This is a genomic window from Exiguobacterium sp. SH1S1 (assembly GCF_004337245.1).
GTDB lineage: Bacteria > Bacillota > Bacilli > Exiguobacteriales > Exiguobacteriaceae > Exiguobacterium > Exiguobacterium aurantiacum_A.
This window is the reverse complement of sequence record NZ_SJUZ01000008.1, coordinates 61,960-86,813: the sequence shown is the minus strand read 5'-3', so window position 1 is coordinate 86,813 and position 24,854 is coordinate 61,960. Positions and strand designations below refer to the sequence as shown.

Here is a 24,854-nt window from a genome sequence, read left to right as displayed (position 1 = left end):
CTTCTGTTCGTCATATCTGTCACAGGGGTGGCCAAGAGGTTTATGTACGGGCGATTCATCTCCCACCTACGCTGGGCCTCGCCCCAGACGCTTAGAGGTGGGAGAATTCTCGCTTAATTATGTTAAAAAAGCGCGCCGATTTGGCGCGCTTGTGCTTATTTCAAGATGGTGACGAGTTCGTCGAGCACTTCGTTGGCTGACAAGACGCCGCCTGACGTGTTCCACGTATCGTCGCTCACTTCGGTCACTTCACCGGCCTTGACGGCTTTCAAGTCTTTCCAAAGCTGGTTTGACTGCCATTCTTCGGCCGTTTTCGATCCGTCCGCACCGCCATATGTGAAGTAGACGATATGGTCGCCGTCCATTTCCGGGATGCGTTCCATCGTGACTTCTTCAGCGAATTCCGTGCGGTCTTGTGACGCCGGGCGTTTGACGCCGACGTCGCCTAAGATGACGCCTGAGAAGCTGTCCGTGAAGTAGATGCGTGACGCGCCAGGAAGGAAACGGACGACCGACAATTCTTTGTTCACGGCGTCGCCGAGCTCAGTTTTCGTGTCTTCGACGTGTTGGTCGTAGTCAGCTAACACGTCTTTTCCTTTGTCTTCGAGGTTGAGGGCGTTCGCGTAAAGCGCGAAGTTCTCTTGCCAGTCGCCTTTGAGCGTCTCTGACATGACCGTCGGTGCGATCGCGTTCAGTTTGTCATAGATGTTCTCTTGGCGAAGTTTCGTACCGATGATGAGGTCTGGCTCGAGTTTCGCGATTGCCTCGAGGTTGACCTCGCTCTCTGTCCCGACTTCCGTCACATCTGTCATCTCAGACTCGATGTGCGGGTACCACGGGTCACCGTTCCATGATTTGACGGCACCGACTTGTTTGACGCCGAGGGCGATCAACGCCTCGGTCCCTTCGTTCGTCAAGACGACGACGCGTTTCGGTTCTGTTGGGACTTCAGCCGTGCCCATGGCGTGCTCGACCGTGCGCGTCGCTGCTTCTTCTGATTCGTTCGAGTTGCTTGCCTCTTCCGACCCGCCGCAAGCAGCGAGGACGACTGTCAGACAGAGCGTAAGTAACGCTAATCCAAGTTTTTTCATATGAATAAAGTCTCCTTTGAATAGTAAGTTTTCCTTCCCGACTATAAGTGATAATGATTATCACTGTCAACCCCTTTTTCTAACAGCGAGATTTTGCTATGGTAGGGGAGGAAAGAAGTGAGGAAATGATGAAACCGTGGATCAAACTATTTGCCTTGATCATTGCATTACCAATCTTGAGTTATATCAGTTTACGGGTCGGCGTCATCCCGGTCGGTCACGAAGACGTGCTCGGCTTAGGCGGTGACGTATCTTCAAAGGCGATGATCGCCTTAGAGGACAACCGGATCCCGCGGACCGCCGTCGCCCTCGTCGTCGGGAGTGTCCTCGGCTTGGCCGGACTCTTGTTTCAACTCGTGACGCGCAACCCGCTCGCGTCACCCGATATTTTGGCCGTCAACGCCGGGGCGAGTCTCGCCATCGTGCTCGTGACGTTGTTCGGGTTCAGCAGCATCGCCTCGTTCACGACGGCCGCACTCATTGGTGCTTTCATCGCCGGTGTCATCGTCTATCTCCTCAGCGCGAACGGTGGCAACGTCATGTACATGACGCTCGCCGGTGCATCGCTCGCGGCGCTGTTCAGCTCGTTCACCCAATCGATTATCGCGTATGAGGAAGGGGCGCTCGACGAAGTGCTATTTTGGCTGACCGGGTCGGTCGCGGGACGATCGCTGACGCTCGTGACGACGCTCTTGCCATGGATGATTGGCGCGACCGTGCTCGTCATCTTCATCAGTAAAGAACTTGAGACGTTGTCGCTCGGTGATCAAGTCGCCCGTTCGCTCGGTCAAAACGTTGGTGTTGTGAAATTCGTCGCCGTGACGCTCGCCGTCATCTTGTCGGCGTTCGGTGTCGCGCTGGCCGGTCCGATCGCTTTTGTCGGACTGCTCGCCCCGCACCTCGCTAGGTACATGTTCGGTACGGCGTTTTTCGCGAGGTTGCTCGGGAGCGCCCTGCTCGGAAGTGTGCTGTTGCTCGCGGCCGATATTTTCGGACGTATCATTTTATTCCCCCGCGAAGTCACGGTCGGTGTCGTGCTCGCCGTCATCGGTGGAGCTTTCTTCATCTATCTCGTCAGTGCTAGACAAGGAGTCTTTAAGTCATGAAATCATACAGTTTTCGAAAAGGCCCGTTCTCGTTCACGCTCAGGAGGCGTGAAATCGTCTTGGCGGTCGCTTTACTTGTCGGTCTCATCATTGCCATTTATTTAGGTCTCGCCATCGGAGAAACGTTTTTGACGCCGTGGTCACTCGGGGCACTCTTCGTTGGATCGGGTGATGCGTTCGCGGAGCTCATCGTCTTCGAGTTCCGGATGCCGCGCGTCTTGATGGCGATCACCGCCGGGGCCTGTCTCGCCGTCAGTGGGCATTTGTTACAGCTTACAATCAAGAACGAACTCGCCTCGCCCGAGATTTTCGGGATCGTCGGCGGGGCCGGGGTGGCGACGGCGACGTTCTTCACCGTCTTCACCGATGAGCGGACGAATCAGTTGTCCGTCCCGCTCGCCTATATCCCGTTCGCCTCATTTGCCGGTGCGCTCGCGGTCGGGGCGTTTCTGTTTTATTTATTGAAGCGCGGTGTCCCGCCGGTCCGGCTCGCACTCATCGGGATCGGGATCAGTATCTTCTCGCAAGGCATCGTCCAGTTCATGATGCTCGCCTCGAACGTTTACCGGAAGAACGACATCCAACAATGGTTGACCGGAACAGTATATGCAGCGACGTGGAAGCAACTTACGATCATGGTCCCGCTCGCGATCCTGTTTTTACTTGCCGCTTTCTTAATTGAACGGCACGTCCGGCCGCTCCACATCAGTGAGGCGGTCGCGACGAGCATCGGGGTGCCGGTGCGCGGGATCCAGCGAGGGACGCTCTTGTTGTCGTGCCTACTCGCCGGCGTCGGTGTCGCCTTCGTCGGCGCCATCGGCTTCGTGGGACTGATGGCCCCGCACATCGCCCGTCAAGGATTGAAACTGCCATATGTTTGGGCGACGCTCCTCGTCGGGGCGACAATCGTCGTGTTGGCGGACGCAATCGGTCGGACGATCTTTTATCCATATGAGCTCCGGACCGGTGTGATGACAGCCGTCATCGGTGCGCCGTACTTCTTCTATTTACTTCGCCGTATGATGAAAGGAAGCATGAGATGAATACATTTGATTTACAGCAAGTCGCCATCGGCTATGAGCAGAAGACGGTGCTCGACGATTTGACGTTCTCGATCCCACACGGAAAGATCACCGTGCTCATCGGCGCGAACGGGTGCGGGAAGTCGACCCTGTTGTCGACGCTCGCAAGGCAACGCGCCACTTTGGCAGGCACGGTCTCGTTCCGAGATAAGCCGCTCGACGCTTATCGGGCGAAGGAGGCGGCCCGGCTCATGGCGTTCATGCCGCAAGTGAACGTCGCCCCGGACGGCCTGACCGTCGAACAGCTCGTTCGCTTCGGCCGTTATCCGTACCAGACGTTCTTCAAGCGCTATTCGGAAGACGATGAGCGCGCCGTCGAACGGGCGCTCGCCTTCACGGACACGGTCTCGCTCCGGGATACGCTCGTCAGCAACTTGTCGGGCGGACAGAAACAGCGCGTCTGGATCGCGCTCGCCTTGGCCCAGGAGTCGGAGACGATTCTTCTCGACGAACCGACGACGTATCTCGACATGTCGCACCAAATCGAGATTCTCGACTTGATGTACCGCTTGAATCGGTTAGAAGGCAAGACGATCATCATGGTGCTCCACGACCTGCATCTCGCTTGTCGTTACGCCGACCATGTCATCGCCCTCGCTGACGGGAACGTCTACCGCAAAGGTAGTCCGAACGACGTCGTCGATGAGGCGTTCATGCAGGACGTCTTCGGTTTGAAAGTCGTTGTGACGAAAGATCCGCTGTACGGGACGCCGCTCTGTATCCCGTATTCGCATTACGAATTGAATGAGAAACGGCCACCTACGACCTAGTCTTCGGACTAGGTTTTTTTTCGTCTGAACCCGGGGAAGAACTAAAAGAAAGCTGATGTGTCCCTGTGTTTGTAAAAGGAGGAGCCAACATGAGTAAGAAGGAAAAACAGCCGTACCATATCGTCACGTTCACGTTTCCAGAAGAGTCGATTTCGTATCAGGCGTTCAGCAAGTTGAAAAAGTATCACGCCGACGGGCTCATCGGGTTCGAACAACTCGTCGTCATCAAGCGTGAGGACAACGGGGCGTTTTCATTTGAGGATGCGGTGCAGTTGAAACCGGTGACGAAGTCGACGAAAGGCGCGTTGATTGGGATGGCAGTTGGTATCCTCGGGGGTCCGTTCGGGATTCTGTTCGGGACGCTGACCGGTGGACTGATCGGCGGGACGAAAGACTTGAAGCACGTCCAAAGCATTCAAGAGACGTTCAAACGGACCGTCGGCAACATCGAGCCCGGGCAGACCGGTGTGATGGGGATTGGGGAAGAGTTCGACCCGTCGGTGCTCGACGGGCTCGCAAGCGAGCTCGGTGGAACGATCACGCGGACGGATGAAGAATTATAAGGGGGACTTTATACATGAAGATCGGGATATTAGGCGCCGGCAAGGTCGGGCGGACGCTTGGCCGCAAGTTCGAGGACGTCGGCTATGACGTGTTATACGGGACTCGTACCGAACGGGAAGGGACGATGTCGCTCCAAGAAGTGGCGTCAAACAGTGACGTTCTGTTACTGACTACTCCGTTCGCGGCGGCGATCGATTTGATTCAGTCGCTCCGGGATTTGGACGATAAGATCGTCATCGATGTGACGAACCCGATCGCCAAAGAGTTTGATGCGATTGAGCGGCCGGAAGGGAAGTCCGGGGCCGAACATCTGCAGGACTTGGCCCCGCACGTCCGCATCGTCAAAGCGTTCAACCAGACCGGGGTCGAGAACTTAGAGAACCCGAACATGTCGATGATGTTCATCGCCGGGGACGAGCAGGAGGCGGTCCGGGCCGTTCAAGGCTTGGCCTCGAAGATCGGCTTCGACGCGCATACGCTCCACCACTTGAAGCTCGCCCGTGAACTCGAGTCGCTCGCATGGTTATGGATTCATTACGCGACGAAAGAGCGGAAGCATCGTAACTTCGCATTCTATTTGAAAGAGAATAACTTCTGAAAAAAGACGGTCACGCGATTGCGTGGCCGTCTGATCGTTAAAAGGCTGCTTGTTGCTCGTTACGAGTTTTCAACGAAGCGATCGTTTCGCTTTCGATTGCCTCGACTTCGCGTTGTTGCCAGCCAGGCATGAGGAACGCGTCGACGAGTGCCCAAATACCTGTGATGATGGCACCAAAACCAATCGTCAAAACGACCATCAAGAGCATGGCAATGCCTGTTCCTGTTTTCTTGAAATAGAAGCGGTGAGCGCCTAAAGCGCCGAGGAAGAACCAGAGCAAATAAGCGACGACGAGACTGCGTTTCTTTTTCTCGACTTCGCTGTTGACGAGGAGCATTTCCTCAGTCGTTAAATCGGTACGTGAATAATTCATGGTGTGGTGTGCCTTCTTTCCAAAAATTGATATAATAAATGCATTCTTTATTGTACCGGGAAACGGATGAATTCCCATGAATTTCTATTTATTTTTTTAGAAGAGAGGAAGAACCAAATGGGCTTTGCCATTGTGACGTTCATCGTCGCGTTTATTCACATCATCGCGGGAGCGGTCGTGTTACATAAGTATCCGCAATATAAATCGATTGCCATTAGCGTGATTGTCCTTGGCTTCATGTATGGACTATTGACTGTCGGGTTTATCGTATTATGAAGAAGCGTTCGGTAATGCTTCGTGTTCGGGAGAAGTTTTCGAACCAAGACGTACTGAAACTAGGGACGGGCGTTATGCTCGGGATGGTCGTAGTGGAACTCCTGCTCGGGGACGTGCCTCAAAGTACTTTGATGTCGTTCGCGTTAGTTTTTTATTATTGGCGCCATGACGTGGCATATTCACAGGGTGACGCGACGGGGAAAGCCATCGGGGAACAAGCAAGTACGTTCACGCTTCGCGTCGTGATTGTCGCGTTGATGATCGGGTTCTTCATCTCGTTTCGGGTCGAGACAATCGACTATTCGTTGCGCGCGCTCATGCATTACGGACTGGCGCTCGTCTTCGGATTAAAGGGCTTTGGTCTCTGGTTTTTTCAAGACCTGGAACCTTCTATCGAACGTCACGTATAACATAGCGAGCGAGACCGGTGAAGCGACAGCTTGACCGGTCTTTTGTCGTCAGGAACTGTGGTTGAAGTCCCCGGATAACGTGAATAGACCAAAGAGTGTCGTTGTCTGTTTTTGAACGGAAGGAGTCCTGTTATGTGTACAGCCATCACGTATTCAACGAAAGATCACTATTTCGGCCGCAATCTTGACCTGAACGTCTCCTATCACGAACAAGTGACGATCACGCCTAGGAACTATCTCTTCACATATAGACGCGTGGGCGACGTCCCTCATCATTACGCGATGATCGGGATGGCGACGGTCGTCGATGACTATCCGCTTTATTATGAAGCGACGAATGAAACAGGTCTCAGTATGGCCGGGCTTAATTTTCCGGGGAACGCCGACTTCAAACCGGAGGCGAGCGGTTTAGATAACGTGACTCCGTTCGAGTTCATTCCGTGGATACTCGGACAGTGTGCCACGGTGGGCGAGGCGAAGCAACGACTTGAGACGATCAACTTAGTCAACATCGATTTCAGCAATGAACTGCGGCTGCATCCGCTCCATTGGATGATTGCCGACCAACAGCAGTCGATCGTCGTGGAGCCGCTCAAAAACGGGTTGCGTGTGTACGACAACCCAGTCGGCGTGTTGACGAACAATCCGTCGTTTGACTATCAATTGTTCAATTTGAACGACTACCGTCATGTGTCGACGAAGCTACCGGACAACACGTTTGCGAAAGCACTCGATCTCGAAGCGTATTGCCTCGGCTTAGGCGGCCATGGGTTACCCGGTGACTTATCGTCGACGTCGCGATTCGTACGAGCGACGTTCGCCAGATTCAATTCGATCTCCGGGCAGACTGAGTCGGAGAGTGTCAGTCAGTTCTTCAAGCTACTGGACACGGTGATGCAGACACGGGGGCTGAATGAGGCAGCGGACGGGACGTTCGAATATACGATCTATTCGTCTTGCTGCAATATGGACCGAGGCATCTATTATTATCAAACGTATGAGAACAGCCAGATCACGGCCGTGTCGCTGTTCAATGAAGACTTAGACGGGACGCGGCTGATTGCTTATCCGCTCGTCACCGGGCAACAGATTCATTACGCGAATTAAGACACAGCCTGCTTCCTGAGAAGCGGGCTGTGTCTTAGAGTGTATCGTTATAGAGCGGGGCTTCAGCGCCTGTGCTGATGACTTTCAAATGACGCTCGTTTTTCACATAGACGCTTTTATACGCCACACGTTCATCTTCATAGAATAGGATGACGCGGTTGCCGTCGTTGTCCGTCTCGACTTTCGGTTCATATTGTGCGACATCAATCGTCTCTTCGAGAACGCCATATTCTTCGTATGTTGACAGGTCGTCTGCGTTTGAACAGGCGACGAGAAACATGGAAGCAACCGTCGCGAGAAGTACTTTCTTCATCAATATCTCTCCTTATTTGATAGTCCGTCTATCAAATATAACGTAGATTGACGTCTTTTTCAAAAGCGAATGAAACTTTGATCATTTTTCTTCGTATAGATTGAACATAGGAGGGGAAATGATGAGCGGACGTAACATGGCAGTAGCGGTGAGTATTGGTTTAATGGCCGGATCCGTCCTATTCGGTGTGTCTTCGCATCTATTGTTTCTCATCGCGAGTGTGCTGTTTTATCGGTGGCACCGACGAAAAGCCGGACAGTATCCGACCTCGATCAGAGAACGCTTGTTTTGGCGCTCTAGTGAGAAGACATGGCTTGTCGCAATCATCGTGTTCATTGTGATCTTCTTAATCGGGTTTGGTGCGACGCGCCTGACGCAATCGACACAAGAACTCGCACTGACCGCGTTGACGTATTTGTTTGCGACAAAAGGACTGTTCTTGATGAATGAGATACATACGTATGAGCAAGCAATGGAACAGGATGAGAGATAAGGCATCTAGTTGTGACAAAGACGAGATGACAGTACGAGGACGACAAAAAGCTGACGCGGACATTCGATGCGTTTGACCCATCGGCAAATCGAGCGCGAGGTGAATGAAGGCCTTTATCGTGAGGAGGGACTTGATGAGGAAAAAAATATTGTTTGCGTTTCTGCTCTTTAACCCAATCGTATTTGTATTGGGGTGGTGGAATGGTGAGTTCATCATGATCACGTGGGCAGCGTTCGGTGTTGTCGTGCACACGTATTATCATGAGCAACTCGAACGGCTCGACGCCGAGACAATCATATCGCTACAACGGACGGTCGATTCGAAGTTGGTGTCGTCGCTCTCGTTCGTGACGATTTTCGTATTTTTTGTCGTCGTCTGGTTCTTTGATGAGATGACCGTTCCGTTACTTGATACGCTGTACGTCATCGTTGGATTGGTGATGGTACGACGGGGTCTTTTGCTTCGACGCGCCATACTCGATGAAATGATTGATACGACAAATATTGTTTACATGAAGAAAAGCCCGAGCTCCTAAGCCCGGGCTTTCGTTATGCAGATTTGTCTGACCCGTCTTTTTTCTCTTTCCGAGCGAGCGTCAAGATTTGGTACACCTTGAAGAAGTCGTAAGCGGCTACGGCGATGATGAAGTACGTCCAGAAGCTGAAGCCATACTCCTGCACCGAGTAGTAGGCGAGGACCGTAAACAGAATCCCGAATGAGAGACTGAACAAAAACATGACTTTTAAGTGTCGCGGCATATGTGCCACCTCATTTCTACATTAAAAATAGTACGACCATGACGAGCGCGTTGTTGAACGCGTGAATCGCGATCGGGACGATCAAGCGACGCGTCTTGGCGTAAGCGACCGTGAAGGCGAAACTCATCGCCACATAGACGAGAATCTTATTGTCGCCGTGGATGAGTGCGAACAAGAGTGAACTGACCGCAAACGCGATCCAAAACCCGAACCGGGCGCTCAAGTTCCCGAACAGGATGTGGCGGAACAAAATCTCTTCCATGATCGGTCCGAGCAAGACGACTGAGAGCGTCATGACTGGGACGAGACGGACGATATCAGCGATTTGCTCGGTGTTTTGTGACCCTACGAGATCACCTGATATCGCGGTCTCAATCAGGTTGGCGACGATGACGAGCCCGTACTGCATCAAAATCCCGAGCCCGATCCATTTGACCGTATCGTTCAAGTTCGACTGGATGCCTTGTTGCTTATACAGCTTCAAATCCGGCCAAAGCAAGAAGAACGAGATGACGATCGTTAAACTGAAGCCGATCGCGAACCAAAGGCCGGTCGACGTTGGGGTGATCCACTCGGGACGGACTCCACTAATGAGCAGCGGGAAGAACTGCACGAACGCGTAGAGGAGAATTGGGATGATGTGCCGGATCCGAATGTTAGGTGCCATCGAAAACCGGGTATTTATCGATTGGTTTGAGTTTAATGTGGCCAATTCAACACTTCCTTATTCACAAGAGTTAAGCGTTCCTTTTGACCATTGTAACAAATAAGGTCTCTTGACCGCGAGTGGAAGCGTTTTTCGATGTTCCCGCTTGCATTTTTCATCGTCTCATACTACACTAAACAGTGTTAGCACTCCATTTTGACGAGTGCTAAAACTTACGATACAACGATACATCATTCATATTCGGAGGAGGTTTTTTCAATGTTAAAACCACTAGGAGATCGCGTTATCATCGAAGTCGTGGAGAAAGAAGAAAAGACGATCGGAGGCATCGTGCTTCCTGACACGGCGAAAGAAAAGCCGCAACAAGGGAAGGTCCTCGCAGTCGGCACAGGCCGCGTGACAGACCAAGGCGAGCGGATCGCTCTCGACGTCAAAGAAAATGATTTGGTCATCTACTCGAAATACGCGGGTACCGAAGTGAAGCATGATGGAAAAGAATACTTAATCGTTCGTGAGAGCGACATTCTAGCAATCGTAGGCTAAGACTTACCATTTTTCAAAAATCTTTTTTAGGGGGAAATGAACAATGGCAAAAGAAATCAAATTCTCAGAAGACGCACGTCACGCGATGCTTCGTGGCGTCGACGCACTCGCTGACGCGGTAAAAGTAACGATCGGACCGAAAGGACGTAACGTCGTCCTCGAGAAGAAGTTCGGCTCACCACTCATCACGAATGACGGTGTGACGATCGCGAAAGAAATCGAACTCGAAGACCACTTCGAAAACATGGGCGCGAAGCTCGTCGCCGAAGTCGCGTCGAAGACGAACGAAGTCGCAGGGGACGGTACGACGACAGCGACAGTCCTCGCTCAAGCGATGATCCGTGAAGGGTTGAAGAACGTCACAGCGGGCGCGAACCCGATGATCCTTCGTAAAGGGATCGACAAAGCGGTCCGCCGTGCGCTCGAAGAACTAAAAGCCATCTCGAAACCGATCGCGTCGAAAGAAGCGATCGCGCAAGTCGCGGCCATCTCGGCTGCTGACGAAGAAGTCGGCGAATTGATTGCTGAAGCGATGGAACGTGTCGGCAACGACGGCGTTATCACGATCGAAGAATCACGCGGCTTCACGACGGAACTCGACGTCGTTGAAGGCATGCAGTTCGACCGCGGATACTTATCACCATACATGATCTCCGACTCAGACAAGATGGAAGCGGTGCTCGACAATCCGTTCATCTTGATCACAGATAAGAAGATCTCGAACATCCAAGAGATCATCCCAGTGCTCGAGCAAGTCGTGCAACAAGGGAAACCGATCTTGATCGTCGCTGAAGACATCGAAGGCGATGCGCTCGCGACACTCGTCTTGAACAAGCTCCGTGGTACGTTCAACGCGGTCGCGGTCAAAGCACCAGGATTCGGCGACCGTCGTAAAGCGATGCTCGAAGACCTTGCGACGCTCACAGGCGGCCAAGTCATCACAGAAGACCTCGGTCTCGAGCTCAAGTCGGCGTCACTCCAACAGCTCGGACGCGCATCGAAAGTCGTCGTCACGAAAGACACGACAACGATCGTTGAAGGTGCTGGCGATGAAGCGACGATCAAATCGCGCGTTCAAACGATCCGTAACCAAATCGAAGAGACATCGTCTGACTTCGACCGTGAGAAGCTTCAAGAGCGTCTCGCGAAACTCGCAGGCGGCGTAGCCGTCGTCAAAGTTGGCGCAGCGACAGAAACAGAACTCAAAGAGCGCAAGCTTCGCATCGAAGACGCGCTCAATGCGACACGCGCAGCGGTCGAAGAAGGCATCGTCGCAGGTGGCGGTACAGCCTACATCAACGTCATCCCAGCGGTTCGCGCACTTCTTTCTGAAGTGACAGCGGATGAGGCGACAGGTGTCAAACTCGTCCTCCGTGCGCTTGAGTCACCGGTCCGTCAAATCGCGGAAAACGCGGGTGAAGAAGGTTCGGTCATCGTCGAGAAGCTCAAGAACGAGTCGGTCGGCATCGGCTACAACGCCGCGACTGGCGAGTACGTCGACATGATCGCATACGGTATCGTCGACCCGGCGAAAGTGACGCGCTCAGCGCTTCAAAACGCGGCATCAGTATCAGCCATGTTCCTCACAACAGAAGCGGTCATCGCAGACAAGCCAGAACCAGCAGGCGCTGGCGGCGGCATGCCTGACATGGGCGGCATGGGTGGAATGGGCGGAATGATGTAAGTCATTCACAAAAAAACTATTTATGTATCGTGTTGATACATAAATAGTTTTTTATTTTGGGCTCTCACTCAAAATTACAGAAATCATATAATGCAAGGAGCTCGAACTTCCAATATTTTGTTAAATATTGATTAGCAGGAGGATGTTATCGATTTTGAATTGAAGTTTATAATTAACTAAATTTTTGTATTAAATTACTGGTGTTGGTCTTCAAATTAATTGTAATCACCATTACTGTTAATTCAATTCATGTTGATAATATAATTCAATTAGGAGGTGCTAGTTTATGGTTGATTTAAATTATTCTTCAGATAATCCGATAGATAATCCGAGCCATGACAAATTTAATAGATATCCCTTTGCACAACGAGTTGCAAATGTTATTGCGGAAAGAAATGATTCAAGCAGTATCGTTATAGGGATTTATGGAGCTTGGGGCGAAGGGAAAACCTCTGTATTTAACTTTATTGAAAATGAATTAAAAGATAAACCCGATATTGTCTGTATGAATTTCAATCCATGGAGATTCGGTAGTGAAGATCAGATGTTAGTAAATTTTTTTAATGATTTAGCTACCTCTATAGATCGAACTATAGAAACAGGGAGAGAAAAAATAGGCGACTTTATTGAAAAATACGTTAAACCAATTGCCTCTATCGCCGGAAGAACAGAGGCAGCGGAAGGTATAGGATCGTTTTTTTCCGGAGCAGATATTGAAGAACTGAAAAGCCGAATCGAGAGTTTACTTGAGAATGAAAAAAAGAGAGTAGTTATTTTTATTGATGATATCGATAGACTTGAAAAAAACGATATACACGCTTTGTTTCGATTAGTTAAACTCACTGCAGACTTTAAATATACTGCATACATTTTAGCTTTTGATAAGGAAGTAGTAGCAACTGTATTGCAAGAACGATATGGGCCATCAAGTTCACTCGGTGCAGGTAACTCTTTTCTAGAAAAAATAATACAGGTACCTTTACATCTTCCAGCAGTTGATAAAGAAGATTTAAGAACTTTATGCTTTAACGAAATAAATAAAGTTATAGATTTTGTTGGAGTGGGATTATCAGAAGAAAATGCGAGAGAATTTGTGAACAATTTTTCTAAAGGGATAGAACCTCAATTAACTACGCCAAGACAAGCTAAATTATACTCAAACATACTTATGTTTTCTCTACCAATCTTAAGAAATGAGGCAAATATAGTTGACTTAATGCTTATAGAAGGAGTTAGAGTTTTCTTGCCCGAGGTTTATTCTTTAATCAAAAATAATAAGGAATTGTTTTTAACGGATGGAAATATGATTTATAGTTCTCAACAAAAAGAAAAAGAAAAAGTAAGGAAAAAAGAAAAGATTGAAGGAATATTGGCGCGCTTTCATCCAGAGGAAAAAGAAAATATTTTAGACTTACTTTGTTTTCTATTTCCCAAGCTGAATGCAATTTTTAAAAATACTACTTATGGTAACGATTGGGAAGAGACTTGGAGTGAAAAACAGCGAATATGCTCCCCTTTGTATTTTCAGAGGTATTTTACTTACGCAATCAATAAAAAAGACATTTCTGATATAACTATAAATGAACTCCTTGAACGCAGTAAAGACAGTTCGATAGCTGAAATTGTGAATGAAATTAAAGAAATTATGAATGAGAACAACGCAGAGACGTTTATTTCTAAACTGAGAAGGTTAAGTAAAAGCTTAACGTCAGAACAATTGAAAAATTTAGCCCTCTCTATATCAAAGTTGGGAAACTATCTTCCTAACCCGGTACAAGTGTTTAGTGCATGGAATACCTATGGACAAGGAGCAATGTTTACAGCTGACTGTGTAGTAAACTTAGAAGACAAAACAGAACGGCTCGATTTAGGTAGAAACATTATACTGACCGCAGACCCATTAGCATTTGCGGCGGAATGTTTCTCATGGTTTAGAAAAAATACTGAAGAACACCCAAATCCTAATGCTTACTCAGAAGAAGAATACTTGGAGTTAGCTAAAACCTTAGCTCAACGAGCTTCAGAAGAAATAACTAAAGCAGACATTGGAGACTTAGGAAAGATTGAGCGCTTACCCTATCTACTGACTATTTGGCATGAGTATGGGGAAACTGGAGAAGCTTCACAAACAATCTCTCAAAACATAGTAAACGATTCGGATTTTGTATTTGATCTCCTTGAATCTTATACTCCCACAGCATTTGGAGAATTCGGCTCTAAAAAATCGAATTTTAGTAATGAGAATTATGATGCTGTTAAAAAAATCGTCAATCCTGATTTAATGGTGGATACTATCCAAAGAACAATTGGAAATTTACCATTTGATGAAAATTATCCGAATTCATTGAATGTCTCAAGAAAAGAAGAATTAGCTCGACAATTTTTGTGGATTCACCATTTCGTGAATGATAAAGAAAAGGATACGTAAAAGAATATTAAAACTTTAACAGAAAGACCATATACAAAAGTTTTTTTGAACTGTATATGGTCTTTTAACTTTAATCCGTCTGTTTCCGGTTATACATCACAATACTTCCGACGAACACAACGAGCGTCCAGGCAGACAGCATCACAAGTTCCACCCATGTAGAGCCGAGTCCAGCTCCCCCCTCGATTTGATGCGCGAGGTCGACGATGAGGACGTTCGGCAAATATTCCAACAATCCGATAAGTGCGAACGAATCTTTGAATACGACGAGCATGGGAGAAAACGAGAAGAAAAAGAACGGAAGCATAACAACGAGGGAAGCTTCCATGACGGTTTTCGTCATTAACCCGAAAATCGTGCCAACAGCGATATAAAAGAATGCTAAAACAATCATCGCGTAACTGATCACGAATAGATTGGCCGGCGAGTAGTCTAAAAGAAACGCACAAGCAATTACAATCAGAATCGTTGTAATGAATGTCAGTGCACTTTTCCCAATTAAAATATCAAGCGTACTCGCTGGTGAGAGCATAAGCCCACGTAACGTGTTCTTTTCTCTCTCTTCTGCGATCAAGGCGCACTGAACAAAAATCGCGACGAGACTGAATGCGATATTAAAGACAAAATATGTGATGTCGATGCCACCGTCACCGAGCCGAGAATAAAATACTGCGAAAAAGATTGGCATAATTAACGTCGACGAGACGAATAAGTTCCGCGACAAGTCTTTATAGTCTTTCTGAAAAATGGCGAGTGCCCGTTTCATTGAAAATGTCATGATAATTTCCTCCCCGTCACTTCGATAAAGATATCCCCGAGCGTCGGCTCGTTCGAATGAATGGCCGCGATGTTCTGGTCGCGCATCTGTGCATGGAGCCAGTCCGCCCCGTCTTTTCCTTGCTTTAACTCAACAATTTCCCCGTCATGCAGTTCGACGCGCATCGAGCCGTTCGCATATTTCCGGCGCAATTTTTTCGGGGCGTCGAGCAGTTGAATTTCCCCTTGATGCAAGAAGGCGACGCGGTCGCACAGTTCTTCGGCTTCGTTCATGTCGTGCGTCGTCAAGAAAATGGTCGTCCCTTTTGCCTTCAACCGTTCGATGCCTTTATAGATGTGGCGTGAGTTGACCGGGTCGAGCGCGGAGGTCGGCTCATCTAAAAATAACAGTTCCGGTTCATGTAACAACGCCCGAGCGAGCGTTACCCGTTGCAGCATCCCGCGTGATAAGGCGGAGATGCGTTTTTTGCGTTCTCCGGCCAAGTTCACCGTCTGCAGTACGTCATCGATTCGGGTGCGTGGTTCGTCGTATAAGTCGCAGTAGAGCTGTAAGTTCTCTTCGATCGAGAGGCGCGTGTACAACCCGCTGTTGTCGGTCAACACACCAATCCGTTTCCGATACTGTTCTTGTTTCAACTCCGAGACCGGGACGCCGAACACAGTGGCGTCACCTGATGTCTGAGCGAGTTGCGACGTCAATATTTTGATGGTCGTCGTCTTTCCGGATCCGCTCGGTCCGAGGAACCCGAATACCTCTCCTTTTTTAACAGAAAACGTCACGTCTCGTAGCGCCTCTTCATTACCGAACAACTTTTTCAATTGATTTACGGTGATAATATCCTGCATCGCTCGTTCCTCCTTGTTGATGTCGTCTTTCCTGCTTACATCATATCGAGAGGAAGAGGTGGGCGCATTAGAATGTCCATAAATGGCGCTTCTTGAGGACTGAGTGGAGCGAATCGGGCGTTGAATGGAGCCTATTTCAGCCCGATCATCGTCTTCAATTCGGCCATTTTCGTTTTCGAGAGTGGGATCGTCGTCTTCGCTGAATCATCGAGCACGAGGCTGAAACTGTTCTTCGTATACGTGATGACTTCCCGCACCCGTTGAAGGTTGACGATATACGACCGGTGGCAGCGGAAGAAGCCGTACGGGGTCAGACGTGTCTCAAGCTCGTTCATCGTGAAAACGCTCGGGAACTGTTCGGACTGACTGTGCAATACGGATTGGCCGTCTTGACTCTCGATGTAGTCGATTTCCGGAGGATCGAGCAAGACGATTTTCTCGTTCACTTTCGTCGGAATCTTCTCGAAGCGGACGTGCATGACCTCTGGAGTGAAGTCTTCGTTCGCATCCGGTTCATCCGGTTCGACATCGAGCAAGCGTAAGTGCCGGTGGTCGATGCGATAGACGGTCGACGTGACGAAGAGGGCGCTCTCCATGTTGCTCGTCAGAAGCAGGATGACTTTTTGTTTTTGCTTCAGTTGCATCAAGACGGTCGCGAACAAATGTCGTGTCTCTTGATCGACGTTTTGATCCGGTTCTTCGAGGACATAGATGTCGCGATTATGTAAGAGCAACGCTGCGTATTGGACGCGCCGAACGAGCGACAGACTGAGCCGGTTCAATCGTTTGGTCCGATATGGGTTGAGTTGAACGGTTTGCAGGACTGCATCCAGCGATTCCGTCGATTCGTAGAGCGTGTGCGTGAAACGCAAGTATTCCTCGACCGTCAGCCGGTCGTATAAACCGTCACGAATGGAGAAAAATGATAGCGTTCGCTGTTGTGTATCGATGATCCCGGAGTAGTGCGTGTGCGCGTCGGTCAATAGCGCGAACAATATTTCCCGGGAAGTGACGCCACAGTGGATGGCTGCGATTTCGCCTGGATTGATAGTGAACGAGATATTTTCAAGGATGAGCGTATCCTGTTGGCGAACCGAGACGTTATCAAAAGTAAGCACCGAATCCCTCCCTTTTTAGTTGGAGTATACCATTGATTCAGGAAAGACTTGAGTAATGAATTGGAATAAGACTATGCTAAACTGGAGATAATTTGAAATTAGATGAGGGTGTGTCAGTGAAGATGATTGAGGTCGTTCCTTTAGATTTTGATAAAAAGAGTATAGATGAGATTGACCGGACAGCTGATTATTTAAACTATCCGGTGATTTATATTTTGAACGGACAAAAAGAAGCGTACATCGGGGAGACGGTGCATTTTCAAAAACGCATGAAACAGCATCTGAAGCTGAAGCAGGCAGAACGCAAGAATGTAGACCAAATCAATCTCGTGAAGCACGAGACGTTCAATCGGTCAGCGACGTTCCATCTCGAGACGAAGCTGATCAACTACTTTTTAGGGGACGAGAAGTACACGTTACAAAACAAAAGCAAGACGGCGAGCGACTTCACGCACAACTATTACAATAAATCGTTCTATGACAATGAGTTGTTTCCTGAGTTATGGGGAGAGCTACATAAGAATGGGCTCGTCGAAAACGACTTGCACGCCATCGAGAACAAAGACATCTTCAAATTGTCTCCGTTCAAAGAACTATCTGTTGAGCAGATGGACTTAAAAGAGCGCGTGCTCGAATTTTGTGAGGGGCGGATTACGGAGTCGAAGCCTGATGATATGTATGGAGACTTGTACGTTATTGAAGGAGAGGCAGGCGTCGGCAAAAGTGTAGTACTCAGTTCCATCTTCAATACCATTCAGGCACGGACGAATGAGGCGGGTTCGAAGCTGTATCAGACGGAGAACTATCTGGTTGTCAATCATGAGGAGATGCTGAAGACGTATAAAGGGATCGCCAAACAAGTCAAACACTTGAAGGCTGTCAATTTCGTCAAACCGACACCGCTCCTCAACAAGCTACAAGATAAAAAAGTGGATATTATCTTGGTCGACGAGGCGCACCTCCTGTTGACGAAATCAGATGCGTACAACAATTTTCGAGCAGATAATCACCTCGAGGAGTTGATGAAACGTGCGAAGATTGTCATTGTCATCTTTGACCAACATCAAGTGCTGAAGTTGAAAAGTAAGTGGAATCAGGGTCTTCTAGCATCATTTAAGCAGAAAGCAAAACATGCACAGGCTTATCAACTGACGAATCAATTCCGAATGCAGGCGGATGAAGCAGTCATCAATTGGATTAACGCCTTTAAAGATAAGCGTATCGAGGCATTTCCTGAATCAAACGGCTACGATCTACATGTGTTCGAAACGTTAGAGCAGATGCATCGGATGATTGTAAACCAAGACAAGAAGCATGGGCTCAGCCGAGTCGTGTCGACGTTCGACTATCTTCATAAAAAGGATGGAGAGACCTATTACGTCTACGAATCGAATGGTACATACAAGATGCCTTGGAATACGACGGGCGGCAAGACGACATGGGCTGAGAAATCAGAGACGATTGCCGAGGCCGGATCGATCTATACAATCCAAGGTTTTGACTTGAATTACGTCGGCGTCGTCTTAGGTCCTTCGGTGACATACGATGAGACGAAGGATTGCCTGGTGATCGACACGAATCTTTATAAAGATACGGGGGCATACGCCGGGATTGACGGAGTCGAGAACGTCGAATTGGCGAAAGAACAAATCGTGTTGAACTCAATCAATATCTTGATGAAACGAGGCGTTCAAGGACTCTATTTATATGCGAGTAATCAAGCATTGAGAGACAAACTGTTACATATTCAAAAGAAGCGTATTCAAAGATGAATCATCATTTTTTCCACCAAGCCTTCAATCGTGAAGGCTTTTTCTTGTTTTCCAATAACGGAGCTAATTGTTTTGCCATCGCATCGGCGATTTGTTTACCGGTTCGGGAGGCAGATTGATTGTCCCAAACCGTTTGAATCGAGAATCCAACGAACTGTTCAAGTAGCTCGCTATTTAACGTTAAGCTGTTCCCGCCACTTTGCACGAGTACACCACCAGGTAAAAACGTCTTAGCCTCTGTCCGATCGTGATGTGTCTTAAATGCAGATTCGTATACAATAATTTCATTTTCATTTTTCGGGTTGACGCAGATGTGATCAGCCTTCGACATAAGTGTCATTGCCCACAGTGTCTTCCCTCTGTGATTGACGATATCGTAATTTGTAAGGAATCCATTTTCGGTCGCATATGTTTTCAGCTCAGGAGATAGTGTGAATAGTACTTCTTTTGATAGCGTCAAATAGTCCGCCTTGAGTCGCTCGATATCTTCTAGTGAAATTCGATCGAGACGTTTTGCCAACATATCTAGAAAAAATAGCGGGAACAGTGGATCAAGGTTGTTCATAAGTTGGTACACGTCAAACGGTTGGTCTTTCGATTCGCGATATTTAGAATCGATTGGGATCATTAAGATGCGACGAAGGAGTTGGGGTTTGGCGAGTGCGCCTGAAATATTTGAAGTGGTGATTAAAATGGGAAAGATTCCTGTACGATCGTTCGACCAAGACTTTACATTGTTTTCACCGCTCGTAGTTGTAAAAAAATTGTTCGGTACTTCATCAATGATGAGTGGGTTAACCCAGTCAGAGTGGAGATAGCCGTCAATGTAGTCGTTAGCAATCCGAGAGCTCGTTTTCTTTCCTTTTGGGGCATTCTTTAACATGGAAAAGGTGGGGAGAGAAGGATAGTCATATAGGGTCGAAAAGTACTCACGCACGAGCGTCGTTTTTCCTGTTTGTCCATCACCGACAATATTCATCACGACAGGAACATCTTCTTTTGGGAGATGATGTTCCGTGTAGATTTCACGGATTTTCCAAATGAGCGGAGAGGTCAACAAATATACGACTCCAGTGAAAACTTGGTGACGCTCATCACTGAATTTATTTTGATCATAGCTTTCAATCATATCGATAATTCCTTCAGCGGAGGGGAGTTCTTCATCTCGAACTAAATCTTGCAAGTAGTCTTCACCGATGATGAAATCATGCACGTCAAAATCGAATTGCCACGGAGCTTGTTTTGATACGTCATAACTTGATAATCGTTCATCGACTGCAAGATGAACTTGTTTTCGAATTTCTTCGACTTTAGTTTTTTTGCGTCGTCCTGTTTTTGTTAAAACGAGCGGTAAGAAGGATGGCGCTGCTTTTTCTTCAAAGACGGTATCTACTTTTTGAGAGTGATGTTTTTCAATTTCTGGTTTTGCTTCTTGAACGAGTGTTTGCGGGACTGTGACATCCGTTATAAACGACTCGATTACTTCTTCGGGATTGTTTAACACTGAATCTAGTGAAGAAGGATCGATGTAATCAATCGTGTCTTTTTTGATTTCTGACCACATCTGATCCATCTGCTGATAAAACGGATCACTTGTATGACCAGTCCAAATAAAGAGCATCTCATGGTTTCTCCCTTGAAGCGCAGAAATTGTTAAATTGGCACTGCCGGATAAAATTTTATAATGATTGTCTTTTTCTAAAATATAGGTCTTATGATGAATTGGAATGGAGTGAGCCAGAAATATTTCTAAACGCTCATCAAATAGCGCATTGAACGTCTCTGGTGTTAGTAAGCGAATATCTTCAACACGTTTTAAAATATCGAGGAGGTGGTTGATAAGTTGAAAAGAGGTTCCTGGGAATCCATGAATGATTTGAACCTTTTCAAAGGACGCCATTAAATCGTTGATAATCTCGAATGAAGTAACATAAGTGATGGCACGAAATGAGTCGTATCCACGAATTTCGTCTTCAAACGTTGTCTCAATAAATCGTTCCTCGTCTGTACTATAGTAACGAATCATTGTTTTCACCTCCGTATGTAAATATTCCCGATTCTAACTCATGACAGTCCTAGGATGAAGCAGAATGTATAAGATCTGCTTTTAGTTTACCTCCTGTCTTCGTACATAAGATAATGAAGAAAAGGTTGAGAAAGGGGAAAGTATATGGAAATTGACCAGGTCCTGCGATTCCAGCACCGGAACGACTTTCGAAAATGGCTTGAAGCACATCAAGACGAACAATCGTTTTGCTGGGTCATCCTCAGTCGGAAGGGGAGCAGCGATGGACTATTGTATTTAGACGCCGTGGAAGAAGCGTTATGTTTCGGATGGATTGACGGGATTGCTAAAAAAACAGAGGAAGATAAATTAGCGCAACGGTTTTCGCCAAGAAGGAAGAAAAGTAATTGGACCGAACTGAATAAAGAACGTGTCCGCAGGTTCCAACGATTGGGGTTGATGACAGAGAGCGGAATGCGTGTTCTGCCTGATATGGGGAACGAATCGTTTGTCATTGATGAAGAAATAATCGAACGTTTGCAAGAGGACATGCAAGTGTACCAACACTTCATGGGATTCCCTGAGTTGTACCGCCGCATCCGCATCGATACGATACAAAGTGTTCGCCAAGACCGCGATTTATATGTGAAACGACTTGATAAGTTCATCGAGAAGACAAAAGCCAATGAGATGTATGGGCAGTGGAATGATGGGGGGCGCTTACTCAGTGATTAAGCTACTTGGGTTGATTTTGTCGCTTGTTCTCGCCTGTTGGGCAAGTCCATATGGTGTTCATGACAAAGGATTGGGGTTTCATCGATACGTGCCATTATTCACTGTTTTACCAGCGTGTTTCTATATGGAGTTGATTTAAGAGAGAGGTTGAGAAAACCACCGTAACGATGAACGAAAGCCGCATCCAGATATGCTCTTCGTATTTTATACGGCTACGATGACAATATGAAACTTCTCAGGTGTTTATTCGTAAAAGAAGATAGAAAAGGAGGGGGAGTATGGCACCACGTTGCACGAATTGTTACTACGAGTGGAAAATCAAAGAAGTGCTGTCACTTGGGTTTTCAAAAGACGGAAAAGCCTGTCCGAACTGTGGTCAACGACAATACATTTCTAATGAGACACAAAAGTTGTTTACGTTGGGGTATATTAGCCTCTTATTTGTTCCGTTTCTTTTTTTCCGGATCAAGTTAAGCGATCAAAATGACCCTTTTCCATAAGGATTGAATCAACTGACCCATAATAATCAGGTATGAAGATTTATTTTTGAATTTTTTTTACAATACAAAACAAGGACGTGGATAAATGAACGAAGTACAACGATTGATGGACAAAGTGATTGAATTCCGAGACGAGCGCGATTGGGCGTTCCACCATAACCCGAAAGACTTGGCGTTATCGTTGTCGCTCGAGGCGAGCGAACTGTTGGAGCTGTTCCAATGGGTGTCGAGCGAAGAAGCACTCGAGACGAAACAAGTCGAGATGAAAGAAGAGCTTGCGGATGTCCTCATCTACGCGCTGACGTTCGCTCATGCGGCAGGAATCGATGTGACGCAAGCGATTGAAGAGAAGCTTAAGAAAAGTGCAATCAAATACCCGAGTGTGACAAAGGTGAAAACGCCATGAGAACGAAACATCGACGCCTTTTTCTCATGTATCTCAGTGTAGGTCTATTGAATATCGGCCTTTTGCTTATGATGCCGCTTTTTCAAATCGAGAGTTCAACATGGATGATTGTCATGTTTCCGTTATTGACGATCATTTGGTTTACGAATGCTTTCGTTCATTGGAGACGGATGAAACAAAAGACGATTCAGTATGAAAATGACTGACGCCTAGCATCTAAATAAAATAAACTCGAAAGGAGCTCGTCATGTATCATTATCTGAACGACATATAACCTTATATTCGCGGACCGCCTTATGATTTGTCTCGAACTTACTAGACAAATTATATGAGGAGCGGATGATATGAATCGGAATATAGTAGTTTTATTAGCTGTACGTGTGATTGCGAATTTCGCGGATAGTTTTTATTTTTTAGCATCGGTGTGGTACGTCAAAGAGATGACGGACTCGTCTTTTTGGATTGGCGTCACGACGTTTGTAGCAATGGTGCCGGTTGCGTTTCAAGTGCTTTATGGACCGTTGATCGATCGTTACGCCAAAAAGAAGTTGTTGCTTTTGGCAATGGCAGTGCAGGCGATTGTCTTCACGATCCTCGCGGGTTTATATGTAATAGATGAACTGTCGGTAGGGGTCGTCATTGTCGGCTTGTTCGTCGCGACGTTGGCGAGCGAATTGAGTTATCCAGCGGAGTATGCACTCGTTCCGACTCTCGTTCGGAAGGCGGACCTGCAAAAAGTCAATGCGCTCTTCACGTTCACCTACCATAGTCTCGATATCTTATGCAATGCGGTTGCTGGGATCTTGCTTGCGCTTATTGGTGTCGGTCTCGTCTATACGAGTAACGCCATCCTCTATCTGTTTTTACTTGGGGGGATTGGCTTTTTGTTACGCATCAACGAAACGAAGGCCCATACACCAAGCGATTTTACGTATTTTGCTGATTTACAATTTGGGTTTCGTTATGTATGGAGACTCGGTTCGTTTCGCACGTTGATTCTTGTCTTCACGTGCCTTAACTTCATGATTTCGATCTCGCTTGGCGTCCTCCCGATTTTGGCGAAGACGGAACAGGAATACGGCTTATGGCTTGCAGCCATTTCGATTGGTACGTTACTCGGAAGCGGCTTATCGATTCGATTTGGCGTTCGTTCGTTACGATGGACATTCGTCTTGGCAACCGGATTTGGCGGAGTCGCTTGGTGCATCTCGGCATTTTGGTTGAATCGAAATTTTAGCGTGACATTGATTTGTTTCAGTATGGCTTGGTTGGCGATTGGGATGATGGGGATTCAATTTCAAACGCTACTTCAGCGTCAGATCGAACCTGATTATTTGGGACGCGTATTGACCGTTGTCTATGCCCTTCAAGGAATATTGGCTCCATTCGGGTATTTGCTCGGTGGGGCGTTCGCGGACTGGATCGGACACGGATTACTGTATCTCGTCGGGGCAGTTACCTTATTAGGTACGAGCCACTATTTTTTGAGGAATTCTTTTTTGAAATCTTCTGTTGCGATTCGCAATCAAGCTGTATGACGCAAACGAAGTACAGTCTTTTTAGGGAAGACTGTACTTCGTTTTATTGAATCAATAGGTTGTTTCTGTCGTGTCGCTCTAATTAATTTTTCGTAAGTCCTTTTTTTAAAGTCCTTTTTCGAACAGTGAAGGCGTAAAATATGCGGAGAATTGTGGAGGATTATCATAAATGACACATATCAAAAGGAGGTACATCGAATGAATGCACGAGCCAAAATGTGGTACGGGCTCGCCATCCTTCACGGGATGATTGGCTTATTCGTACCGATTGTAGGACTTCCTTTGTCCCGTATGATTGTCCCGCTGCTACTGTGTGGGTTTCAGATTCTGTTAGCGAGACAAGAACAGGAAGTGTCCTTAGACAAATGAATGTAAATCAGATGAAGACTAGAAAGGAAGACTAGAAAGGAAGACGAATATGGCCCAACGCGAACGGTTTGATCACTTATACGAAGCAGGGAAACGTTCCACTCGCCAAGCGTTCCTTCTTGGAGTGTTCATCGTCTTACTAGGCCTTATATTTTGGTTCACCGGCGAGCGTCGACTCGCTGAACTAATTTGGTTCGTCTTGTTCATTCCAGCCATTGGGTTCGTCAAAATATGGTCACGAACGAAGACGTTGCTCACGTTCAACGATGCTCCCGACTATCGGCGCCTCGTCTGGTATGAATATTGGAGCGGGATGGCCGTGATTGCGATCTTTTGTATATTGATTGTGACGTTGCTGTTACGTCCAGAACAAGCGAATATTTTGATTCTCGTTGTGGCGTTCAATCTATTTGCATGGATTGCCTCTTCTAAGATTGATCAAAGGCTTGCTAACATCGACCCGGAGCACGTCACACATAAAGTCTACGAACGAGGAAAAGTCGGTTTCTTTCCGAAATGAAATCA

At 47.5% G+C, this 24,854-nt stretch carries 28 protein-coding genes; 19 read left to right on the top strand and 9 right to left on the bottom strand.

Going from position 1 to position 24,854, the window contains the following annotated elements; all coding sequences use genetic code 11:
* Positions 1-155: 155 nt before the first annotated feature.
* Positions 156-1,091, bottom strand: coding sequence for an ABC transporter substrate-binding protein (locus EVJ23_RS13140; RefSeq protein ID WP_131466363.1), 936 nt, complete (start codon positions 1,089-1,091; stop codon positions 156-158).
* Between the two features lie 128 nt (positions 1,092-1,219).
* Here EVJ23_RS13140 and EVJ23_RS13135 point away from each other — a divergent pair, with 128 nt between their 5' ends.
* The 5 genes from EVJ23_RS13135 to EVJ23_RS13115 all read left to right on the top strand — a co-directional run bounded on the left by EVJ23_RS13135 (position 1,220) and on the right by EVJ23_RS13115 (position 5,211).
* On the top strand, positions 1,220-2,197 hold the full coding sequence (locus EVJ23_RS13135; protein ID WP_236633546.1) for a FecCD family ABC transporter permease: 978 nt from the start codon (positions 1,220-1,222) through the stop codon (positions 2,195-2,197).
* On the top strand, positions 2,194-3,240 hold the full coding sequence (locus EVJ23_RS13130; RefSeq protein WP_131466361.1) for a FecCD family ABC transporter permease: 1,047 nt from the start codon (positions 2,194-2,196) through the stop codon (positions 3,238-3,240). Before EVJ23_RS13135 ends, EVJ23_RS13130 begins: the two co-directional genes overlap by 4 nt.
* A complete protein-coding gene (locus tag EVJ23_RS13125) occupies positions 3,237-4,049 on the top strand; it encodes an ABC transporter ATP-binding protein (protein WP_131466359.1) in 813 nt (270 codons plus the stop codon). Before EVJ23_RS13130 ends, EVJ23_RS13125 begins: the two co-directional genes overlap by 4 nt.
* Before the next feature lie 89 nt (positions 4,050-4,138).
* The gene (locus tag EVJ23_RS13120) at positions 4,139-4,612 is read left to right on the top strand and encodes a hypothetical protein (protein WP_131466358.1); all 474 of its coding nucleotides are present in this window, start codon (positions 4,139-4,141) and stop codon (positions 4,610-4,612) included.
* A 14-nt stretch (positions 4,613-4,626) separates the two neighbouring features.
* Entirely contained in the window at positions 4,627-5,211 is a 585-nt protein-coding gene (locus EVJ23_RS13115; RefSeq protein ID WP_071399018.1) for an NADPH-dependent F420 reductase, read from the top strand.
* A gap of 37 nt (positions 5,212-5,248) precedes the next feature.
* Here EVJ23_RS13115 and EVJ23_RS13110 read toward each other — a convergent pair whose 3' ends face one another.
* Positions 5,249-5,584, bottom strand: a complete 336-nt coding sequence (locus EVJ23_RS13110) for a TM2 domain-containing protein (RefSeq protein WP_131466356.1) — start codon at positions 5,582-5,584, stop codon at positions 5,249-5,251.
* A 117-nt stretch (positions 5,585-5,701) separates the two neighbouring features.
* Here EVJ23_RS13110 and EVJ23_RS15310 point away from each other — a divergent pair, with 117 nt between their 5' ends.
* From EVJ23_RS15310 to bsh, 3 genes are all read left to right on the top strand, one after another.
* Positions 5,702-5,860, top strand: a complete 159-nt coding sequence (locus EVJ23_RS15310) for a hypothetical protein (protein ID WP_201739242.1) — start codon at positions 5,702-5,704, stop codon at positions 5,858-5,860.
* Between the two features lie 14 nt (positions 5,861-5,874).
* Positions 5,875-6,270, top strand: a complete 396-nt coding sequence (locus EVJ23_RS13105) for a hypothetical protein (protein WP_131466354.1) — start codon at positions 5,875-5,877, stop codon at positions 6,268-6,270.
* Between the two features lie 132 nt (positions 6,271-6,402).
* Positions 6,403-7,377, top strand: coding sequence for a choloylglycine hydrolase (bsh, locus tag EVJ23_RS13100; RefSeq protein ID WP_131466352.1), 975 nt, complete (start codon positions 6,403-6,405; stop codon positions 7,375-7,377).
* 34 nt (positions 7,378-7,411) lie between these two features.
* Here the strand turns inward: bsh and EVJ23_RS13095 are convergent, their stop codons facing one another.
* Positions 7,412-7,690 carry a hypothetical protein gene (locus EVJ23_RS13095; RefSeq protein WP_131466350.1) on the bottom strand — a complete coding sequence of 93 codons (279 nt, stop codon included), beginning with the start codon at positions 7,688-7,690 and terminating at the stop codon, positions 7,412-7,414.
* Between the two features lie 121 nt (positions 7,691-7,811).
* Between EVJ23_RS13095 and EVJ23_RS13090 the strand changes: the two genes are divergently transcribed.
* Both EVJ23_RS13090 and EVJ23_RS13085 read left to right on the top strand, forming a co-directional pair.
* A complete protein-coding gene (locus tag EVJ23_RS13090) occupies positions 7,812-8,183 on the top strand; it encodes a hypothetical protein (RefSeq protein WP_131466348.1) in 372 nt (123 codons plus the stop codon).
* Between the two features lie 133 nt (positions 8,184-8,316).
* On the top strand, positions 8,317-8,718 hold the full coding sequence (locus EVJ23_RS13085; RefSeq protein WP_070329017.1) for a hypothetical protein: 402 nt from the start codon (positions 8,317-8,319) through the stop codon (positions 8,716-8,718).
* Positions 8,719-8,731: 13 nt separating this feature from the next.
* On the opposite strand, the gene EVJ23_RS13080 is transcribed toward EVJ23_RS13085, so the two are convergent.
* Together EVJ23_RS13080 and EVJ23_RS13075 are read right to left on the bottom strand one after the other, a co-directional pair.
* Positions 8,732-8,941: a YdiK family protein gene (locus EVJ23_RS13080; protein ID WP_070329018.1), complete on the bottom strand. Its 210-nt coding sequence runs from the start codon at positions 8,939-8,941 to the stop codon at positions 8,732-8,734.
* Between the two features lie 16 nt (positions 8,942-8,957).
* Positions 8,958-9,608 (bottom strand): CPBP family intramembrane glutamic endopeptidase, encoded by a 651-nt coding sequence (locus tag EVJ23_RS13075; RefSeq protein WP_071399011.1) that lies wholly within the window; start codon positions 9,606-9,608, stop codon positions 8,958-8,960.
* Between the two features lie 258 nt (positions 9,609-9,866).
* On the opposite strand from EVJ23_RS13075, the gene groES reads away from it, so the two are divergent.
* The 3 genes from groES to EVJ23_RS13060 all read left to right on the top strand — a co-directional run bounded on the left by groES (position 9,867) and on the right by EVJ23_RS13060 (position 14,263).
* The gene (gene groES / locus EVJ23_RS13070; protein WP_016510840.1) at positions 9,867-10,151 is read left to right on the top strand and encodes a co-chaperone GroES; all 285 of its coding nucleotides are present in this window, start codon (positions 9,867-9,869) and stop codon (positions 10,149-10,151) included.
* Positions 10,152-10,194: 43 nt separating this feature from the next.
* Positions 10,195-11,835 carry a chaperonin GroEL gene (groL, locus tag EVJ23_RS13065; RefSeq protein WP_070329019.1) on the top strand — a complete coding sequence of 547 codons (1,641 nt, stop codon included), beginning with the start codon at positions 10,195-10,197 and terminating at the stop codon, positions 11,833-11,835.
* 286 nt (positions 11,836-12,121) lie between these two features.
* A complete protein-coding gene (locus EVJ23_RS13060) occupies positions 12,122-14,263 on the top strand; it encodes a KAP family P-loop NTPase fold protein (RefSeq protein WP_131466346.1) in 2,142 nt (713 codons plus the stop codon).
* A 70-nt stretch (positions 14,264-14,333) separates the two neighbouring features.
* On the opposite strand, the gene EVJ23_RS13055 is transcribed toward EVJ23_RS13060, so the two are convergent.
* The 3 genes from EVJ23_RS13055 to EVJ23_RS13045 form a co-directional block, all read right to left on the bottom strand.
* On the bottom strand, positions 14,334-15,041 hold the full coding sequence (locus EVJ23_RS13055; protein ID WP_131466344.1) for an ABC transporter permease: 708 nt from the start codon (positions 15,039-15,041) through the stop codon (positions 14,334-14,336).
* Positions 15,038-15,886 (bottom strand): ABC transporter ATP-binding protein, encoded by an 849-nt coding sequence (locus EVJ23_RS13050; RefSeq protein WP_131466342.1) that lies wholly within the window; start codon positions 15,884-15,886, stop codon positions 15,038-15,040. Before EVJ23_RS13050 ends, EVJ23_RS13055 begins: the two co-directional genes overlap by 4 nt.
* A gap of 131 nt (positions 15,887-16,017) precedes the next feature.
* Positions 16,018-17,004: a LytTR family transcriptional regulator DNA-binding domain-containing protein gene (locus EVJ23_RS13045; RefSeq protein WP_131466340.1), complete on the bottom strand. Its 987-nt coding sequence runs from the start codon at positions 17,002-17,004 to the stop codon at positions 16,018-16,020.
* Between the two features lie 122 nt (positions 17,005-17,126).
* Here EVJ23_RS13045 and EVJ23_RS13040 point away from each other — a divergent pair, with 122 nt between their 5' ends.
* A complete protein-coding gene (locus EVJ23_RS13040) occupies positions 17,127-18,776 on the top strand; it encodes a DUF2075 domain-containing protein (protein ID WP_131466367.1) in 1,650 nt (549 codons plus the stop codon).
* A gap of 4 nt (positions 18,777-18,780) precedes the next feature.
* Here the strand turns inward: EVJ23_RS13040 and EVJ23_RS13035 are convergent, their stop codons facing one another.
* The gene (locus EVJ23_RS13035; protein WP_131466338.1) at positions 18,781-20,802 is read right to left on the bottom strand and encodes a phospholipase D family protein; all 2,022 of its coding nucleotides are present in this window, start codon (positions 20,800-20,802) and stop codon (positions 18,781-18,783) included.
* 144 nt (positions 20,803-20,946) lie between these two features.
* Here EVJ23_RS13035 and EVJ23_RS13030 point away from each other — a divergent pair, with 144 nt between their 5' ends.
* From EVJ23_RS13030 to EVJ23_RS13010, 5 genes are all read left to right on the top strand, one after another.
* Positions 20,947-21,516: a YdeI/OmpD-associated family protein gene (locus EVJ23_RS13030; RefSeq protein ID WP_131466337.1), complete on the top strand. Its 570-nt coding sequence runs from the start codon at positions 20,947-20,949 to the stop codon at positions 21,514-21,516.
* A 585-nt stretch (positions 21,517-22,101) separates the two neighbouring features.
* Entirely contained in the window at positions 22,102-22,422 is a 321-nt protein-coding gene (locus tag EVJ23_RS13020) for a nucleotide pyrophosphohydrolase (RefSeq protein WP_131466333.1), read from the top strand.
* Between the two features lie 344 nt (positions 22,423-22,766).
* The gene (locus EVJ23_RS13015; RefSeq protein ID WP_131466331.1) at positions 22,767-23,960 is read left to right on the top strand and encodes an MFS transporter; all 1,194 of its coding nucleotides are present in this window, start codon (positions 22,767-22,769) and stop codon (positions 23,958-23,960) included.
* Between the two features lie 198 nt (positions 23,961-24,158).
* Positions 24,159-24,329, top strand: a complete 171-nt coding sequence (locus EVJ23_RS15240) for a hypothetical protein (protein WP_161567035.1) — start codon at positions 24,159-24,161, stop codon at positions 24,327-24,329.
* Positions 24,330-24,378: 49 nt separating this feature from the next.
* A complete protein-coding gene (locus EVJ23_RS13010) occupies positions 24,379-24,849 on the top strand; it encodes a hypothetical protein (protein ID WP_131466329.1) in 471 nt (156 codons plus the stop codon).
* Positions 24,850-24,854: the final 5 nt, after the last annotated feature.